The organism is Ammoniphilus sp. CFH 90114 (assembly GCF_004123195.1).
In the GTDB taxonomy this organism is placed as follows: Bacteria; Bacillota; Bacilli; order Aneurinibacillales; family RAOX-1; genus YIM-78166.
This window is the reverse complement of sequence record NZ_SDLI01000006.1, coordinates 343,732-359,755: the sequence shown is the minus strand read 5'-3', so window position 1 is coordinate 359,755 and position 16,024 is coordinate 343,732. Positions and strand designations below refer to the sequence as shown.

16 protein-coding genes and 1 pseudogene are annotated in these 16,024 nt (G+C 40.3%); 11 read left to right on the top strand and 6 right to left on the bottom strand.

What is annotated here, in order from left to right; all coding sequences use genetic code 11:
• Positions 1 to 26: 26 nt before the first annotated feature.
• Positions 27 to 1,133, bottom strand: a complete 1,107-nt coding sequence (locus EIZ39_RS16065; protein WP_164985129.1) for an MGDG synthase family glycosyltransferase — start codon at positions 1,131 to 1,133, stop codon at positions 27 to 29.
• A 176-nt stretch (positions 1,134 to 1,309) separates the two neighbouring features.
• On the opposite strand from EIZ39_RS16065, the gene EIZ39_RS16060 reads away from it, so the two are divergent.
• The 4 genes from EIZ39_RS16060 (at position 1,310) to EIZ39_RS16045 (ending at position 5,213) form a co-directional block, all read left to right on the top strand.
• Positions 1,310 to 1,831: a phosphatase PAP2 family protein gene (locus EIZ39_RS16060; protein WP_129200991.1), complete on the top strand. Its 522-nt coding sequence runs from the start codon at positions 1,310 to 1,312 to the stop codon at positions 1,829 to 1,831.
• Between the two features lie 233 nt (positions 1,832 to 2,064).
• Positions 2,065 to 3,894 (top strand): UbiD family decarboxylase, encoded by a 1,830-nt coding sequence (locus tag EIZ39_RS16055; protein ID WP_129200990.1) that lies wholly within the window; start codon positions 2,065 to 2,067, stop codon positions 3,892 to 3,894.
• A gap of 109 nt (positions 3,895 to 4,003) precedes the next feature.
• Positions 4,004 to 4,336: a hypothetical protein gene (locus EIZ39_RS16050; RefSeq protein WP_129200989.1), complete on the top strand. Its 333-nt coding sequence runs from the start codon at positions 4,004 to 4,006 to the stop codon at positions 4,334 to 4,336.
• 61 nt (positions 4,337 to 4,397) lie between these two features.
• Complete coding sequence (locus tag EIZ39_RS16045) at positions 4,398 to 5,213, top strand: VanW family protein (protein ID WP_129200988.1); 816 nt, start codon at positions 4,398 to 4,400, stop codon at positions 5,211 to 5,213.
• An 87-nt stretch (positions 5,214 to 5,300) separates the two neighbouring features.
• Here the strand turns inward: EIZ39_RS16045 and EIZ39_RS16040 are convergent, their stop codons facing one another.
• The 3 genes from EIZ39_RS16040 to EIZ39_RS16030 all read right to left on the bottom strand — a co-directional run bounded on the left by EIZ39_RS16040 (position 5,301) and on the right by EIZ39_RS16030 (position 7,616).
• Positions 5,301 to 6,023 (bottom strand): amino acid ABC transporter ATP-binding protein, encoded by a 723-nt coding sequence (locus EIZ39_RS16040; protein ID WP_129200987.1) that lies wholly within the window; start codon positions 6,021 to 6,023, stop codon positions 5,301 to 5,303.
• Positions 6,020 to 6,676, bottom strand: a complete 657-nt coding sequence (locus tag EIZ39_RS16035) for an amino acid ABC transporter permease (RefSeq protein WP_129200986.1) — start codon at positions 6,674 to 6,676, stop codon at positions 6,020 to 6,022. Before EIZ39_RS16035 ends, EIZ39_RS16040 begins: the two co-directional genes overlap by 4 nt.
• 145 nt (positions 6,677 to 6,821) lie before the next feature.
• Positions 6,822 to 7,616 carry a basic amino acid ABC transporter substrate-binding protein gene (locus EIZ39_RS16030; protein WP_129201041.1) on the bottom strand — a complete coding sequence of 265 codons (795 nt, stop codon included), beginning with the start codon at positions 7,614 to 7,616 and terminating at the stop codon, positions 6,822 to 6,824.
• A gap of 418 nt (positions 7,617 to 8,034) precedes the next feature.
• On the opposite strand from EIZ39_RS16030, the gene trxA reads away from it, so the two are divergent.
• The 6 genes and pseudogenes from trxA to EIZ39_RS16000 form a co-directional block, all read left to right on the top strand.
• Positions 8,035 to 8,391 carry a thioredoxin gene (trxA, locus tag EIZ39_RS16025; RefSeq protein WP_483296045.1) on the top strand — a complete coding sequence of 119 codons (357 nt, stop codon included), beginning with the start codon at positions 8,035 to 8,037 and terminating at the stop codon, positions 8,389 to 8,391.
• Between the two features lie 96 nt (positions 8,392 to 8,487).
• On the top strand, positions 8,488 to 9,612 hold the full coding sequence (locus EIZ39_RS16020; protein ID WP_129200984.1) for an NADH-dependent flavin oxidoreductase: 1,125 nt from the start codon (positions 8,488 to 8,490) through the stop codon (positions 9,610 to 9,612).
• Positions 9,613 to 9,798: 186 nt separating this feature from the next.
• Positions 9,799 to 10,353: a hypothetical protein gene (locus EIZ39_RS16015; protein ID WP_129200983.1), complete on the top strand. Its 555-nt coding sequence runs from the start codon at positions 9,799 to 9,801 to the stop codon at positions 10,351 to 10,353.
• A 31-nt stretch (positions 10,354 to 10,384) separates the two neighbouring features.
• Entirely contained in the window at positions 10,385 to 11,407 is a 1,023-nt protein-coding gene (locus EIZ39_RS16010) for a hypothetical protein (protein WP_129200982.1), read from the top strand.
• 252 nt (positions 11,408 to 11,659) lie between these two features.
• Entirely contained in the window at positions 11,660 to 12,127 is a 468-nt protein-coding gene (locus tag EIZ39_RS16005; protein ID WP_129200981.1) for a GNAT family N-acetyltransferase, read from the top strand.
• Between the two features lie 83 nt (positions 12,128 to 12,210).
• Positions 12,211 to 12,783 (top strand): annotated as a pseudogene (locus EIZ39_RS16000) (peptide-methionine (S)-S-oxide reductase); the annotation flags it as partial.
• Positions 12,784 to 12,823: 40 nt separating this feature from the next.
• Here EIZ39_RS16000 and EIZ39_RS15995 read toward each other — a convergent pair.
• Together EIZ39_RS15995 and EIZ39_RS15990 are read right to left on the bottom strand one after the other, a co-directional pair.
• Positions 12,824 to 13,558: a sulfite exporter TauE/SafE family protein gene (locus EIZ39_RS15995; protein WP_129200980.1), complete on the bottom strand. Its 735-nt coding sequence runs from the start codon at positions 13,556 to 13,558 to the stop codon at positions 12,824 to 12,826.
• A 150-nt stretch (positions 13,559 to 13,708) separates the two neighbouring features.
• Positions 13,709 to 14,605, bottom strand: a complete 897-nt coding sequence (locus EIZ39_RS15990) for an NAD(P)-dependent oxidoreductase (RefSeq protein ID WP_129200979.1) — start codon at positions 14,603 to 14,605, stop codon at positions 13,709 to 13,711.
• 179 nt (positions 14,606 to 14,784) lie between these two features.
• On the opposite strand from EIZ39_RS15990, the gene EIZ39_RS15985 reads away from it, so the two are divergent.
• Entirely contained in the window at positions 14,785 to 15,786 is a 1,002-nt protein-coding gene (locus EIZ39_RS15985) for an ABC transporter substrate-binding protein (protein ID WP_129200978.1), read from the top strand.
• The last annotated feature ends 238 nt before the right edge of the window (positions 15,787 to 16,024 follow it).

Below are 16,024 nucleotides of genomic sequence, written 5' to 3'. Positions count from 1 at the left end.
GGTGACCTTTGGGGACACCCTCTTTATTAGTGATAAGGTGAATGACCTATACAATTCTGGCCTAAGAACATTTCAACTGTAGAAGCAATACGATTAGGTTGTATAGAATGTTTATACCTTAGCATATTCCATTTGATTCTTTCCAGGTTGTCAAAATTGCTAATCATTGCCTGCGACTTTTCTTTAATTTCGTGCGAGGCGCAATAATCAGCAAGTCCTTGTTGCAACAGAAAAGAACGATTCTCCTCTTCCTGCCCAGTTACACCGTTTGTAAGGAGAAGGGGGAGTCCCTTATGAATAGCCTCAGAACACGTAACACCTCCAGGTTTGGTAACCAATAGGTCTGATGCATCCATCAAGGTTGAAATATCATCAACATAGCCGTAGATCTGTAGGTGCGGGTATTTTCTATAATTATCTTGTAAAGTATTAAATAGCTTGCGATTTCTCCCCGTAACAAATAGCCATTGAGTTGATGGATCTTTACTACACATGCTAACCCATTCTAAATCCTGAAGAAAACCGTCGCTTCCGCCCATCCAAAGTACAACAGGCTTAGAAAGATCAAGATTTAGATTCTTCTTTGCGAGTGGTTTAGACAGTGTGGTATGAAAAGAAGGCTGAACAGGAATTCCTGTGGGTACAATCCCTGTTGTGTTGTCTAGCCATGAAGGAACAACCTGTGAAGGAATGCACAGCACATTCCAGTCGGCAAGGGACCTGCTTGGATGGATATGGAAATCGGTAACAACGCCAACTAAGGGGAGATCAATTTTATATTTTCTAAGAGAACTAATAGCGATAGCCGGCAAGGGATGTGTGGCAATTATGACATCCGGCTTGGTTTGTAGAAGTAGGGCAGCCAACTTTGTAGTATAGATTTTACGGTACATATAGGGAATAAGTTGACTCTCTGTTATAGGACTAGAATACAATTTTCCCCATATCCAAGGAGCTTTCTGTACAGTTTTCAGGTATCCGCGAGTGAGATGACTAGATAAACGGGGATGCAGGTAATTGCCTAATTCCAGGATAGGGTAATTCCAATCTTTCAGAAGCTTAGAAACGGCTTTCGCAGCCTTAGTATGACCACCACCATACGGTTCGGAAAGGATAAGTGCTGTTCTGTACAAGTTGGCTTCACCCCTTCGATATATAGAGTAAATATCCAACTAAATTTAACAGAAAATTATAAATCAAGTATTAATGTGATGTTAAGATTAGAAAAAATCATTTAAGTTAAGTTCATAGAGAATTCATGGGCCGGTGCTAAAATAAAAGTTAACAATACCCGGAGGTGAGTACTTACATGTATCCATTTTTATCGTGGATGAAGAGCGGTGATCGGCAGATCTTCATCATATTTAATCAGAAGATACGGTGCCGTTTGTTTAATAGATTGATGCCAATGGTTACTCATCTTGGTGGACTTACTTTTTCAGTTTGTTTATTCCTAGTGTTATTCCTTTTACTTAGAGAAAGTCGAATCCTACTGATAGAAGTTCCTCTTGCTCTGATTATAAGTCACATTCTAGTTCAGGTTGCAAAAAGAAGATGGAACAGGCCTAGACCCTATCTAAGAGAGATAAATATTCATGTTGTCGAGAATCCTTTAAGAGATTATTCTTTTCCTTCGGGACATAGTGCGGCAATTTTTACTTGGAGTACTTCCATTGCTTTCGTGATCCCATGGCTGGCCCTTTTATTCTTCATACTAGCCATTCTGGTTGCTGTTTCTCGCATGTATCTTGGGCTCCATTATCCTTTAGATGTTATCGTCGGTGCTTTAGTCGGAGTTAGTTGTGCGATTGGAGTACATTACTTTATGTAAAATTAATTTTTCCTTTATATTTAGTTAATGATAAAGAACTACAATGAAGATGTCATAAATCCTATCCATATCCACCACCCCCATTTACCGCTGAGAGTCCTTGGCGGATATTTTTTTACCTCTATAACCGATGGCTAGTCATAACGCGTTTGACAACTTGTCTCCATTCGTTTTTACTGTAAGTAAAGAAGCCTGTTATATTTAAGAAATATAATAAGATAGGAGCACAACGGATGTACCGCAACTTACAAGAATGCATCATGGATTTAGAAAAACATGGTCAACTGGTTCGGATACGTGAGGAAGTTGATCCGTATCTTGAGATGGCTGCCATTCATTTGAAAGTTTACGAGGCTGGCGGTCCTGCTCTCTTATTTGAAAATGTAAAAGGGTCAAAGTTTCGGGCAGTGTCGAACCTTTTTGGTACAGTAGAACGAAGCAAGTTTCTCTTTCGGGATACAATGGAAGATGTTCAAAATGTGATCGCGCTGCGAAAGGATCCGGCTAAGGCCCTTAAGAATCCGTTTAATAATATGAGAAGCGGTTTGGCAGCGATGAAAGCTCTACCTTTGAAGACTTCAGCAAGTCAGCCTGCCACTGCACAGGAAATTCAGATATCAGATCTTCCATTGATACACCATTGGCCGATGGATGGAGGAGCTTTTATCACATTGCCACAAGTCTATACCGAAGATCCGGACAAACCTGGCATTATGAATTCAAACCTCGGAATGTACCGTGTTCAGCTTACAGGAAATGAGTATGAGATAAATAAAGAAATCGGGGTCCATTATCAGATCCACCGGGGAATCGGAGTCCACCAAGCCAAAGCGAATAAATTAGGAAAGCCTTTAAAAGTCAGTATCTTTGTGGGTGGACCACCGTCCCAAACATTGTCTGCTGTCATGCCTTTGCCTGAAGGGATGAGCGAAATGACGTTTGCCGGTTTATTGGGTGGTAGACGTTTTCGCTATAGTTATATTGATGGTTACTGCATTAGTAACGACGCAGATTTTGTCATTACGGGAGAGATTCATCCGGGAGAAACGAAACCTGAGGGGCCATTCGGCGATCATCTAGGTTATTATAGCCTTACACATGATTTTCCTTTGATGAAAATCCATAAAGTATATGCTAAGCCTGATGCGATCTGGCCATTTACCGTCGTGGGTCGACCACCGCAGGAAGACACCTCGTTTGGTGCCCTGATCCATGAGTTAACAGGTGATGCCATTAAGCAAGAGATCCCAGGAGTAAAGGAAGTTCATGCGGTGGATGCGGCTGGTGTTCATCCTCTTCTCTTTGCGATTGGGAGCGAACGTTATACTCCTTATCAAGCTGTTAAACAGCCGACGGAATTGTTGACAATCGCCAACAGGATTCTAGGAACAGGACAGTTGAGCCTGGCTAAATATTTATTCATAACTGCTGAAGATGATCAACCGGTTACTACGCATGAGGAGGGTGCTTTCCTAACTTATATCTTGGAGAGAATGGACCTTCGTCGAGATCTCCACTTCTATACCAATACAACAATTGACACTTTAGACTATTCAGGTACAGGATTAAATTCGGGAAGTAAAGTCGTGTTTGCTGCTTATGGCGATAAGCTAAGGGAGCTATGCAGAGAAGTTCCTGAACCATTAAAGGAATTGAGGGGATATTGTAATGCACAACTTGTCATGCCTGGAGTTGTGGTTGTTCAAGGACCTCAATTTAAAGACTACAAACAAGCTCAGCAGGAGATACAAGGTTTAGGTGAAGCGATTAAGGCTAGGGGGCCAATAACCTCGTGTCCTATGATCATTTTAGCAGATGATAGTTCCTTTATTAGTGCTACCCTGAATAATTTCCTTTGGGCGACATTTACACGTAGTAATCCATCACATGATATATATGGTGTGAATAGTTTTTATGAGAATAAACATTGGGGTTGTGATAACGTAATCATTGATGCACGTATTAAACCTCATCATGCCCCGCCCTTAATACCTGATCCGACGGTCGAGAGGAATATAGAGCGATTCTTCGTCAAGGGAGCAAGTTTGGGAGGGTTACTATAGCATACAAGAGCTCATCGCCACTACCAATTCCATTTTTAGGTAGTCATAAAGTGTAACAAATTCGTATTGGATCACGTCTTCTATGTATTGAGAGTGGAGGGGAGGACCTATGAATAAGCTATCCATGCTAGCGGTGTTAGCATTAGTTATTTTGTTTTTCATTATATCCTCCCCCTGGCTTACTCCTTCAACTATCAATAGCATTGTCGCAAGTGCCATAGAGTCTAGTCAGGAAGACATGGTTGATGGTTGCGGGATGGATTGTAATGGTTGTGGGGTGAAGAAAGTAGAGAAAGTAGCGTTTGGTTCCATAGCTAAGATTGAGTTCGCTTGTGGCTTAATACCTGAAGATCTTCCAGAATATCACGAGGAGGCTAGGGTCTTTATATCATTCCTAGGAACCGTTCATCAAGTTGGCGAGAAGAGAATACCGAATTTTTGAATAGAGCATAATGTAAGGATAAGTTCACGATACGTAGAGAATATTGGAAGGATATAAACGTATGACATCGCTTAAACCTATCACTAGAAGTCCTTTTCGCATCTTCTTGGGGAAGAAATATTATCGTCTAAAGCGATATAAAGAATGGTATTTTGGGGGGAAGAAGTACGCTCTAAAAATATTAAGTGAACAGCTTCCCTATGTCGTATTTACACATGCCACGCCTTTACTAAGAGATCTGAAGGATGTGGATATGTGGCTGCAGCATAATAAGGTTAAGAATATTAGGATTGCATCGAAGACGATAAATGGTGTGATGGTTTCCCCAGGGGAGACTTTTTCTTATTGGAGATTGATTGGGAATACGACCAAGAAGAAGGGCTACGTTGATGGAATGATTTTATTTTACGGGAAAGTGACCACTGGAACAGGCGGGGGATTATGTCAGCTCTCGAATTTGATCTATTGGATGACGTTGCATACACCTTTAACCATAACGGAGAGGTACCGACATAGCTTTGATGTTTTTCCAGATTCAAAGAGAAGTCAACCCTTTGGAAGTGGCGCAACGTGTGCTTATAATTATCTGGACCTACAAATTAAAAATGAAACGAAGCAAGCCTATCAACTCGTTTTATATTTAACGGATTCTCATTTAGTAGGGGAATGGAGAGCTACTGCACCTCCAACAAGAACGTATGAAGTTTACGAAAAAGAGCATTGGATCACCCATGAGTTTATGGGAGGGTACGTTAGACATAATAAAATTTATAGAAAAGCTTACAATTTAAATCAAGAATTAATAGATGATGAGTTTATTACCGAAAACGACGCCATTATGATGTATGAACCTTTTTTACCGGAAGGAAATACTTGAGTTGAAGCTAGTATTAAATAAAAAAGGCAAAGCGTATGAAAACGCTTTGCCTTTTTTGTTCTACTAAGTAAAACAATTACACTATTTTTATAAGATTTTAGATAAGAAGGCTTGTGTGCGCTCGTGTTGAGGGTTTTCAAATAAGTCTTTTGGAAGGTTCTCCTCTACTATATATCCGCCATCCATGAAGATTACGCGATCTCCTACTTCTTTTGCGAATCCCATTTCGTGAGTAACCACTACCATGGTCATACCTTCCTTAGCGAGCTGCTTCATTACGGAAAGCACTTCTCCAACCATCTCGGGATCGAGAGCTGAAGTTGGTTCGTCAAACAGCATAATTTTAGGTTCCATGGCAAGGGCTCTGGCAATTGCAACTCGTTGGGCCTGTCCACCAGAAAGGGAATCGGGGTATACATAAGCCTTTTCTTTAAGGCCCACCTTCTCCAAAAGCTGGTGGGCTTTTTCGGTTGCTTTTTGTTCTGACCACTTACGAACCTTCATCGGTGAGAGTTTAATATTATCTAGGACCGTCATATGGGGGAAAAGATTAAAACGTTGAAAAACCATTCCAACTTCTGTACGTACATTATTAATGTTCGTTTTAGGATCCGTTAAGTTGACTCCATTAATGAGCACTTCACCGCCGCTAACTTCCTCTAGAAGATTGAGGCAACGGAGGAATGTGGATTTTCCGGAGCCCGATGGCCCAATTACGACAACAACTTCGCCTTCTTTTATCTGTGTGCTGATCTCCTTTAATACTTCTAGATTACCAAACGATTTTTTTAAATTATTCACTTGAATCATTCTGTGGAGTATCTCCTTTCAAGGTAGCTTAATAATTTGCTTAAGAGAAGAGTTAGGATTAGATAAACAAGTGAAACGGATAGCATAGGCTCCCATACTCTATAGTACTGACCCTGAGCTGCTCGTCCCCAATACATTAATTCTGGAGCTGCGATGATAGAGACTAAGGAAGAGTCCTTAATTAAAACTATGAATTCGTTTCCAAAAGGTGGGATCATCCTTTTTAGAGCTTGGGGAAGGATAACGTACCACATGGCTTGAAAGTGATTCATACCCAATGATCGCGCAGCTTCCATTTGTCCTTTATCAATGGATTGGATTCCAGCACGGAAAATCTCTGCAATGTATGCTGCCGCATTTAAAGAAAGAGAAATAATTGCAGAAACAATGCTACTTGGCTCGGCCATGAACAGCGGAGTAACACCAAAGTGGACTAACAAAATTTGAACTAGAAGTGGAGTGCCTCGGAAGAAGTTAATATACCATTCGAAAGGAGTTCGTAGGAGCCTATTCTTAGACATTTTTCCAAGACCGATAATCAATCCGAATATGGAGCCCAGGATGATAGCTACAAGGGAGAGTCCTATGGTAAGGGCAGCCCCCTTGGCAAGGTAAGGAGCATATTCAACAACAATATCAAAGCGAAAGTCCATGTTATGATCACCTTTCTCTATTAAAAGCATGCGTTTTTAGGGTTTATTAGAATTGATAGATTAGTGACAATCTACCTGCACCCTATTCAAGAAAAAAATGCGTAACACTGTTTGCGCCTACGAGTGTTACGCATTGTTTAAGTCATTATTTTAATTGAGCCTTCAATCCGTCTAGGGCAGGTTCTTCACCAAACCACTTTTTATAAATCTCAGTGTAGGTTCCGTTTTCAACCATCTTCTTTAAAGATTCGTCAAGCTTTGCTTTTACTTCACTGCCTTTTGGATACATTATTCCGTAAAATTCAGATTCAAATTCGCTGTCAGCGATAGCTTTTAACTTCTTATCTGGATTATTCTTAACGTATTCTTGTACCACAGCGTTATCAGTTACCACGGCTTCAACGCCACCGTTTATCATTTCCATGATTGCTACAACATTACTATCGAATTTCTTTATGTCTTTACTTTCAGCTCCCTGGATCTTCTCTACAGCAGCTTGTCCAGTAGTTCCATTCATTACGCCAACTTTTTTGTCCTTTAAGTCTGCATAGCTATTAATACTACTACCCTCTTTTGTTAAAATCATGTTGGTGGATTCAAAGTAGGGTAGGGAGAAGTCATAGGTTTGTTGACGTTTTTCATTAATTGTAATTCCAGAGATGGCAATATCCATTTCTTTACCTTGGATGGCTGCAAATAATGGATCCCAACCGACATTTTTAACTTCGTACTCCAAACCAGAATCCTTCATCAAAACATCAAGTAGATCCATATCAAACCCTACAATTTCTCCTTTGTCTAGGAATTGGAAAGGGGCAAACTCAGCATGTGTCCCGACAATATATTTCTTTGCGGGCTGGGATGAGTCTGAGGATGGGGTGGTGGATGCTTCTTGCTTGCCTCCGCAACCTACAATAGTTAATGCAACAACAAGTGCCATACTTAAAACAGATAATTTTTTCACGACTGATGTGTCCCCCTTAAAAATTTGTTTACTATTTAATTAAAATATTAGCAGGGTTAACACAATTGTTCAATAACTCTTATAAAAATAAATTTTTATAATTTATTTTTATAGTAAATTTTAAGGATGTATATATAAACCTTCCTCTGATGTCGGGTCTCATTTCAGCATAAAAGGAGAGGAGGGGAACTTTTTTATCAGTTGCCTAAATTTATAATCTCTATTGACTCCACTAACTGTATATACTATGATTACAGTAATAGGAGTGGAAAAAATTAATCTTCTTATACCCTAAATGTATATTTAATTATTACAGAAATAAATGAGGGTATTCTTATTTTGTTCAAACTGTAACTATCATAATAACAATAACAGGTGGTGATAAATATAGGGGATTGGTTCGAAGGAAAAATTAAAGAGAAGAGAGGGAAGATTTATGGCAATAGTAGAGCTTAATGATCAAACCTATCAGTTGGAGGTAACAAAGGGGACAGTATTAGTGGATTTTTGGGCACCATGGTGTGGTCCATGCAAAATGATTGCGCCAGTCCTGGAAGAGCTAGATCATGAAATTGGAGATCACATTAAAATAGGAAAAATCAATGTAGACCACAATCCACATGCGTCTCAACAATATGGTGTAATGAGTATTCCTACCTTGTTGCTCTTTAAAGATGGCCAAGTAGTAGAAACAATGGTTGGTTTCCAACCTAAGGATCGATTGTTGGATAAGATCAAAAATCATATATAAGTTATTATCCTTTGAATCGAAAGTAAAGATCATGCTAAGTTGGATATGATATATCATAGTGTTAGAATTTGCGATTAATTGGAGGACATAGATCAGATGAATACGAAGTTTCAACCCTTATTCCAACCGATAACACTCCGAAGCGGAGTTAAAATAAAAAACCGCGTAGTAATGGCCCCGATGACGAATTTTTCCTCCCATGAAGATGGGATGGTCTCTGATTCTGAGATTGAGTACTATATTCGCCGCTCCAAGGGAGTGGGCATGGTTGTAACAGCTTGTACGTTCGTTACACCGAACGGTAAAGGTTTTGCAGGAGAATTCGCAGGGGATCGTGATGAAATGATACCGAGTTTACGTCGCTTGGCTACAGCGATTAAAGAACAAGGTGCTCTTGCCGTACTTCAAATATTCCATGGGGGACGTTCTTGTCCACCCGAATTAGTTCCGAATGGAGACACGGTGAGCGCAAGTGCAGTCGCAGCAGAGGGTGGTCCTACTCCACGTGCACTTGACGAAGCGGAAGTAGAGGCAATAGTGCATGCTTTCGGCGAAACAACTCGTCGCGCGATTGAGGCAGGATACGATGGTGTGGAGATTCATGGGGCGAATGGTTACTTAATCCATCAATTCTTCTCCCCACATACCAACCTTCGTGAAGACCGTTGGGGTGGTAGTTTAGAGAAAAGGATGTCGTTCCCGCTTGCTATCGTTGAAGAAGTAAAGAAAGTAGTAGCTAAACATGCTAAACAACCTTTCATCGTGGGATACCGTTTCTCACCGGAGGAAATGGAAACGCCCGGTATAACAATGGAAGATACCCTCGCCCTTGTTGATACATTAGCGGATAAGGAGCTTGATTATCTTCATATATCGCTTATGGACTTTTGGTCTACGCCTCGACGTGGAGCAGACGCAGCGAAAACCCGTATCGAGCACATTCAGGAAAAAATTGCAGATCGTGTACCACTCATTGGTGTAGGAAATATTCATACCGCGGATGAAGCGCTAAATGCTTTGCAAACTGGAGTACCTTTAATTGCGCTAGGTCGTGAATTAATTATGGAGCCTGATTGGGTAGAAAAGATTGAGCAGGGGAAAGAATCTACAATATTAACCACTTTATCTAAAGAGGATCAAGATCGTCTCGTTATTCCCGATCCACTATGGGGAGCAATTATGAACACGCCAGGATGGTTCCCGGTTGTAGAGAAGGTATAGATGTGAAAAGGCTATGGAGTTCATAGCCTTTTTGTTTTTTAGTTATAAAGTGGCTCTTCTATGGGGAAAAATCGCTGTCATACTCCGGAAGAGGATTCGATTAAGGCCTTATTGGTAATTTTTAAATACGACTTGCAACAATCCTCCGGTTTTGTTCGTCAGACATTAAGGAGGTGAACTAAAAGAATGAGAATTTCTTCTTTTAACATATATGGTTTTGTCTTGCTCATATCTTTTCTCTCGATTCCTACTGCTGGGTACGCTTGTTCCTGTGTCGAAACGCCCTCTCCACAAGTAGCGTTGAATCAAGCAGATGCCGTATTTGTCGGAAGGGCAGAGAATATAACGACAGACAATAAGTTTAGTTTAGGTTCATCAGTGGATCCCGTCCTGATTTCTTTCGAAGTTTCGACAGTGTGGAAGGGGAACGAGCAAAACAATGTAGAGGTGATGACTGTCTCAGGTTCTGAGAGTTGTGGTTACTCGTTCGACCTGGGTAAGGAATATTTGGTTTATGCTTTTAAGAACGACAGAGGAGAGCTACAAACGAATATTTGTACAAGAACAACTCCCCTGTCTGCAGCACAAGATGACCTTCAAGCGTTAGGAGAAGGGAGGTCCCCGTATAGTCCCACTGTTTCGATAGATCAAGAACCTCTACTTGAGGGCTGGGCCCTCTTTCTTTTACTGTTGATGAGTACAGGTGCTGTGTGGTACGTATTTCGAATGAAAAAGGTATAATTAAGTAAGGGCTAGAGAAGGAGAAGAGAGTATGAAAAGATATATAAGCCTATTATTAATGTTATTACTTCTAGGGAATGTGGCAACAGCACAAGGGAATGAACAAGGTACAGAGATTTTCAAAGTGAGTATAGATGGGAAAAAGAAAGAGACAGTGGCAAAGTTTTCAGAGATGTATCACCCTCACATTTCCCCTAAGGGAAACTATTTTTATATGGAAAAGATGCAACATCAGTCGGAGGTGCCAGTGTCCTATTCACTCTATCATTTAAAGACAAAGAAATGGATGTCCTTGGCTCAAGAAGCAAGTTGGTACCCGTTATCAGAGGTCATAGCTTACATAAAACAAAATCAAATTGTGAGCTTGCTTCCTGAGACAGAAAAGGAAATCACGATTTATAGTGCACCGGAAGGGAAAGTGGTAGATTCTTTTCTCATTGCACCGAATGAAAAATATATGACGATCCTACAACTAAATAAAAAAACCAACAATCATGAGTTGGTCCTCCTTGATATGAAAACATTGAAACATCGAGTAAATGATCAGTTTAAGCCAAGTGCAACAGAAGGAGAAAAAATGCGCTGGTTACCCAATGGCAACAAGGTCTTTTACAAAACTTCAACCTCTATGAAGGAATTAGATTTACCCTCGGGACTAAAATATGTACATAAATTAAAAGAACTACCGGATTATTCAGCAGACCTTCACTTTAGGCTTGAGCAAGAAGGCCCTTTTAATTCTTCGATTCTGAACGTAAAGACAGGGAAAAAAAACCAATTTGGATCAGGTACTTCTGAGAGATTTCTAGAGCAGTTATACTGGGCCCCAACTGGTCATACCTTTGTAGGTTCAATCCAAGGTCCAACATCTAACGCTCAGGATGCTTACCAAAGCTTTGTATATTCAGATGGTAAAAATACAATGGAATTGCCAGGTCTATTCAGATTTCTAAAGACCATTGATAATATCCGTTTTAGCGGGTGGTCAACCGATCAGAAATGGGTGTATTTTGCTGATTTAGAATCCATTCATTTTTTTAGATATATGAATTAAAGATTCAGTGAGAAGCGAAGTCGGATGCTTCTCTTTTTTTGAACGGACTCGTTGGAATAAGTTTAAGATGGAATGCTTAGTCTAATTACTGCAAGGATGTCATAAGGAATATCCTCAGAAATTAGTAGTCTTTGGACTCCATATATGAATGATAATCCGCACCAGCCCAGAGTGATCATTTTGTTACCATCACCTCTAGAACGGCGCTCTAATACAATGCATTAAATAGGTTGGTGATAGGGATGGGATAAGATGGTTAGGACGAAACGTTTGTACTTATATCCTTGTACAAAGGAATTGGTTAACAAAATTAAGAAAAGAACAAATTACCCACTCGGTCAACATATTAAACATTATGTTAACCTGGTTGAAAGTGATCCATCCTCATTAGGCTGGGGAGCTTGGTTTGTAATTAAAAAAGATGATAAAAAAGTTATTGGTGATATGGGATTTATAGATAAGCCAGATCATGAGGGTGTAGTTGAGATTGGGTGTAATATCCTTCCAGATGCACAATCTAAGGGATATGCTACAGAGGCAACTCAAGTATTAATAAAGTGGGCCTTTGCTTCCAAAAAAGTTAATCGTATTATTGCGATATGTGATTTGACGAATACACCCTCTTTTCGCGTACTAGAAAAGGTGGGGATGAGGAGATATCTAGTTAGAGGTTCTATGGTTTATTGGGAAATTACTTCGTCTAGCTTTATAAAGAGGTGAAAAGATTGTTTACGACACCATTTAGCCGTTCATCAACCCATATAGAGACGGTCACTTTCGGAATGGGCTGATTCTGGGGACCAGATGCCCGGTTCGGGCATCTTCCCGGCGTGATTCGTACGAGAGTGGGTTACGCAGGAGGTACTGTACCAGATCCAACCTATAGAAAGATTGAAGACCATACAGAAACACTCGAAGTCGATTTTGACCCCAAGCTGATTTCTTTTGAGGAAGTATTAGATCTGTTTTGGGGACATCATAACGCACTTAGAGTCTTTCCGCGTCGACAATATCTATCGATTATCTTTTATCGGTCATCTGAACAGTTGTCTAGAGTACATTTAAAGAAAGCAGAGTGGGAAGAGAGGTTTCAAGGTGAGATCATAACGGAGATACGTCCCTTTGATCAATTTTACCTTGCAGAGGATTACCATCAAAAGTATTACCTAAAAAGATACAAAAAAGCGACGGAATTGTTGAGTAGACTTTTTCTTGATCATGATGCCTTTATCCACAGTACTTTAGCTGCTAGGATGAATGGGTTTGTCAAGGGGTATGGCAAATGGGATGCAATAAAAAAAGAACTACTGGAGTGGAGGTTACCTGTGGAGGAACAAAATATGATAGACAAAGTATTAAAGACGATAAGTTGGTAGATAGAAGACCTTGTCCAAGATTACGGACAAGGTCTTCTTCTTAGGAAAAGAGAATGAGATTAAGGCCTGCAATAAAGATAATAAAGCTTGCATATTTCTTTATTTGGTCTCGAGGGAGTTTCTCAAACCACTTTAGTCCCATTGTAGAACCTATAAAAACACTGACAGCTCCTAGTAGGAAGTAAAGGACAAGGGTACCATGAAAGTCTCCATGGAAGCCATGCAAGAGAAGAGTAAGCAAACTGGTAAATACAAAGGTTGTTTGAAGATTTGCATTGTATCGATGCTTCTCCTCATAAAGCATAAGGTAATAGAAAACAAAGAAAGGGCCACCGACTGCAAATACACCACCAATAAATCCACCCAGAAAACCAAGTAATACAGGAAAAGCAGGGTTCAATTTAATGGAGGAATTCGTCTGATCCTTGTTTAACAGGAGAAAGATGACCATGAAGATTAAAAATAGTCCAAGTCCCTGTTTCATTACGTGTAAATTCCCGTATTGGTTAAGGACGAAGAAGGAAAAAACTCGCCCTATCAAGGCCATGCCTAGAATGATCAATAAACCCTTCCATTCAATATATTTGTAGACTCTCGCTACAATGAGAGAAGAGGTGATTAAGGTTAAGGACATGACTAACAAGGTACTATCTTTTAACGTGAGCATGATAGGAAGAAGCCCCATCGAGAAAAGCCCAAAACCAAATCCACTCGTTCCTTGTATGAAACTACCAATGAACAAGATTGCAATGATAAAAATAATTTGTATTTCCAAATGATATCCTTCCTTTCTAAAAGGAATTATATCATTGTATGAAAAAATGAAAAGAGGGTTGATCCAAGAGCAACTTTATCCGTCTAATAGTTTATTATGAGTAAATGAAAGGAGAGAGGCGGGGCGTATAAAAGCCTCGCCTTCCATATTTTATCCCTTCCTTGACTTAAAGGAGACTCCTGCTTGCTCCTGATAAAAGAGGGCAACTGCTCCGCTGTCCTTATCTCCGTGCTCTTCCTTACACATGTGATAGACTTGTTCTACGACGCTTCCAACAAGGGTAGGTGTTCCTAGTTTTTTGGCAACAGACGTGATAATATTCAAGTCTTTGCACATCAGTTCTAGTTTAAAGCTGGGAGTGTAATCTTCACGCAGATAGGAGGAAAACTTAGCATCAAGTATGGGGCTAGCGGCCGTACCTCCCTGAAGTACCTGATAGAGTGCGTCGGGATCAATACCCGCTTTAATCGCAATAGAGAGCGCCTCCGATATGGCAACTTGCTGGGAGGCAGCAATAAGATTATTGGCCATCTTAGCCGCTAGTCCAAGACCATTCGATCCACAATAAACAATGGTTTTTCCAATGGCCTCTAGAATAGCTCGGTTTTCCTCGAAAATTTCTTGATCACCACCGGCCATAATGGCAAGGGTGGCGTTCTTCGCTCCTTTCGTTCCGCCGCTGATAGGTGCATCAAAGAAGTAAACACCTTTGACCTCAAGTCGTTTAGCAAACTTCTTGCTAAGGGTCAGATCAATCGTACTCATATCAAAAATGACATGGCCTTGCTTCAATCCAGCCTCAAGTCCTTTCTCACCAAAAAGAACCTCTTCCATTTCTGGTGAATCAGGAACACAAGTAAAGATGACATCAACTGCTTCTGCAAGCTCTTGGTACGAGTGGCAGATAACTGCCCCTTTCTCCTGTAATTCTTCGGCCGGCTTTTTATTTCTATGATATGTGACATAAAGGGGATATCCCGCTTGTACTAGATTCCTAGCAATAGGTGACCCCATTGCCCCTAAACCAATGAATCCTATTTTTTTCATTGACCCTCTTCCTTTCAAAAATAGAATAATAATTCCATCATTTTAACATTAAAATTACTTTAACGCAGTTTTGCGTTAGTTTACTTTATTGTTAAAATTCTTTTTTCACTTTATAATCTTTTGAAAAAAGAGGAAAAGGCGTTACATGTACGTCTAGATCCCAAGAGAGGATAGGGGTTATGAGGAGATTTTTGAGGGAATCATTTTTAATCAGTAGTTTGGCTGCAATGGTTTTACTAACCGGTTGTGGAGGAACGGAAGAACAAAGTGCAGCATCATCGTCGGAAGAATCTATTCGAATTGGGATTTCTCAAATTGTAGAACATCCCGCCCTTGATGCAGCGAAGAATGGGTTCATTGATTATCTAAACGAAAACGGGTACGAAGAAGGCACTAAAGTCACCTACGATTTTCAAAACGCTCAAGGAGATATGAATACAGCTATCGCTATTGGACAAAAGTTTTCAAGTGACAGACCGAACTTAGTGTTTTCTATTGCCACTCCAACAACACAAGCTGTCGCTCAGACGGTGAAGGACATCCCTATCGTATTTACAGCGGTTACAGATCCATTATCAGCCAAAATTGTTTCTGATATGGATCGACCAGGGGCAAATATTACAGGAACGTCGGATATGAACCCGATTCGGGAACAGCTAGAACTAATTAAGGCAGTAAAACCTGATGCAAAGAAGGTAGGCGTTTTATATAATTCTGGGGAGGCCAACTCGGTTATACAGATTGACTTGGCGAAAAAAATCGCTCCTGAATTAGGGTTAGAGCTCATCGAGCGTGCAGTTACAAACAGTTCAGAGGTCAAGCAAGCAGCCGAGTCTCTTGGAGACATTGATGCTTTTTATATCGGAACAGATAACACGGTATATTCTGCATTAGACACCATCTTTATGCTGGCAGAGAAGGAGAAGCTTCCCGTTATTGCAGGTGAATCAGAAGCCGTGAAGAAAGGGGCCCTGATCACTTATGGAATTGACTATTATGAATTAGGCAGACAAACAGGGGAGATGGCGTTGAAGGTTCTATCCGGTCAAGGCCAGCCTGGAGAAATGCCTGTGGAGACACAGAAAAACTTGAAGCTTTATATCAACAAACAAGCTGCAGAACGCTTTGGCATTGTATTGCCTGATGAGCTGTTGAAGCAAGCTGACGAGATTATAGAATAAACAAGAAAGACCGCTGCATTATTTTGCATGCGGTCTTTAGCTTTTTATGAATGGATTTACTAGAGATAAATAGATCCTCTTAGCTGTATGAAATTTCCCACTTCTTAAGAGGTGAAGACAAAAAAATCGCTGGGTCAAATAAGGAAGAATAACGTTCCTCACAATTTTCTTCCATATTTTATCAATATGCGATATATTACAAGTTACAGATGTATTATTTAGTTGAAGATTCGTGCAT

What these genes read in the sequence shown, in the direction of transcription:
- EIZ39_RS15985 (WP_129200978.1), top strand. Translation starts at nt 14,785, where the DNA reads ATGAGGAGATTTTTGAGGGAATCATTTTTAATCAGTAGTTTGGCTGCA.
- EIZ39_RS16015 (WP_129200983.1), top strand. Translation starts at nt 9,799, where the DNA reads ATGAGAATTTCTTCTTTTAACATATATGGTTTTGTCTTGCTCATATCT.
- EIZ39_RS16040 (WP_129200987.1), bottom strand. Translation starts at nt 6,023, where the DNA reads ATGATTCAAGTGAATAATTTAAAAAAATCGTTTGGTAATCTAGAAGTA.
- EIZ39_RS16010 (WP_129200982.1), top strand. Translation starts at nt 10,385, where the DNA reads ATGAAAAGATATATAAGCCTATTATTAATGTTATTACTTCTAGGGAAT.
- EIZ39_RS16050 (WP_129200989.1), top strand. Translation starts at nt 4,004, where the DNA reads ATGAATAAGCTATCCATGCTAGCGGTGTTAGCATTAGTTATTTTGTTT.
- EIZ39_RS15990 (WP_129200979.1), bottom strand. Translation starts at nt 14,605, where the DNA reads ATGAAAAAAATAGGATTCATTGGTTTAGGGGCAATGGGGTCACCTATT.
- EIZ39_RS16035 (WP_129200986.1), bottom strand. Translation starts at nt 6,676, where the DNA reads ATGGACTTTCGCTTTGATATTGTTGTTGAATATGCTCCTTACCTTGCC.
- EIZ39_RS16020 (WP_129200984.1), top strand. Translation starts at nt 8,488, where the DNA reads ATGAATACGAAGTTTCAACCCTTATTCCAACCGATAACACTCCGAAGC.
- EIZ39_RS16060 (WP_129200991.1), top strand. Translation starts at nt 1,310, where the DNA reads ATGTATCCATTTTTATCGTGGATGAAGAGCGGTGATCGGCAGATCTTC.
- EIZ39_RS16005 (WP_129200981.1), top strand. Translation starts at nt 11,660, where the DNA reads ATGGTTAGGACGAAACGTTTGTACTTATATCCTTGTACAAAGGAATTG.
- EIZ39_RS16055 (WP_129200990.1), top strand. Translation starts at nt 2,065, where the DNA reads ATGTACCGCAACTTACAAGAATGCATCATGGATTTAGAAAAACATGGT.
- EIZ39_RS16030 (WP_129201041.1), bottom strand. Translation starts at nt 7,616, where the DNA reads ATGGCACTTGTTGTTGCATTAACTATTGTAGGTTGCGGAGGCAAGCAA.
- EIZ39_RS16045 (WP_129200988.1), top strand. Translation starts at nt 4,398, where the DNA reads ATGACATCGCTTAAACCTATCACTAGAAGTCCTTTTCGCATCTTCTTG.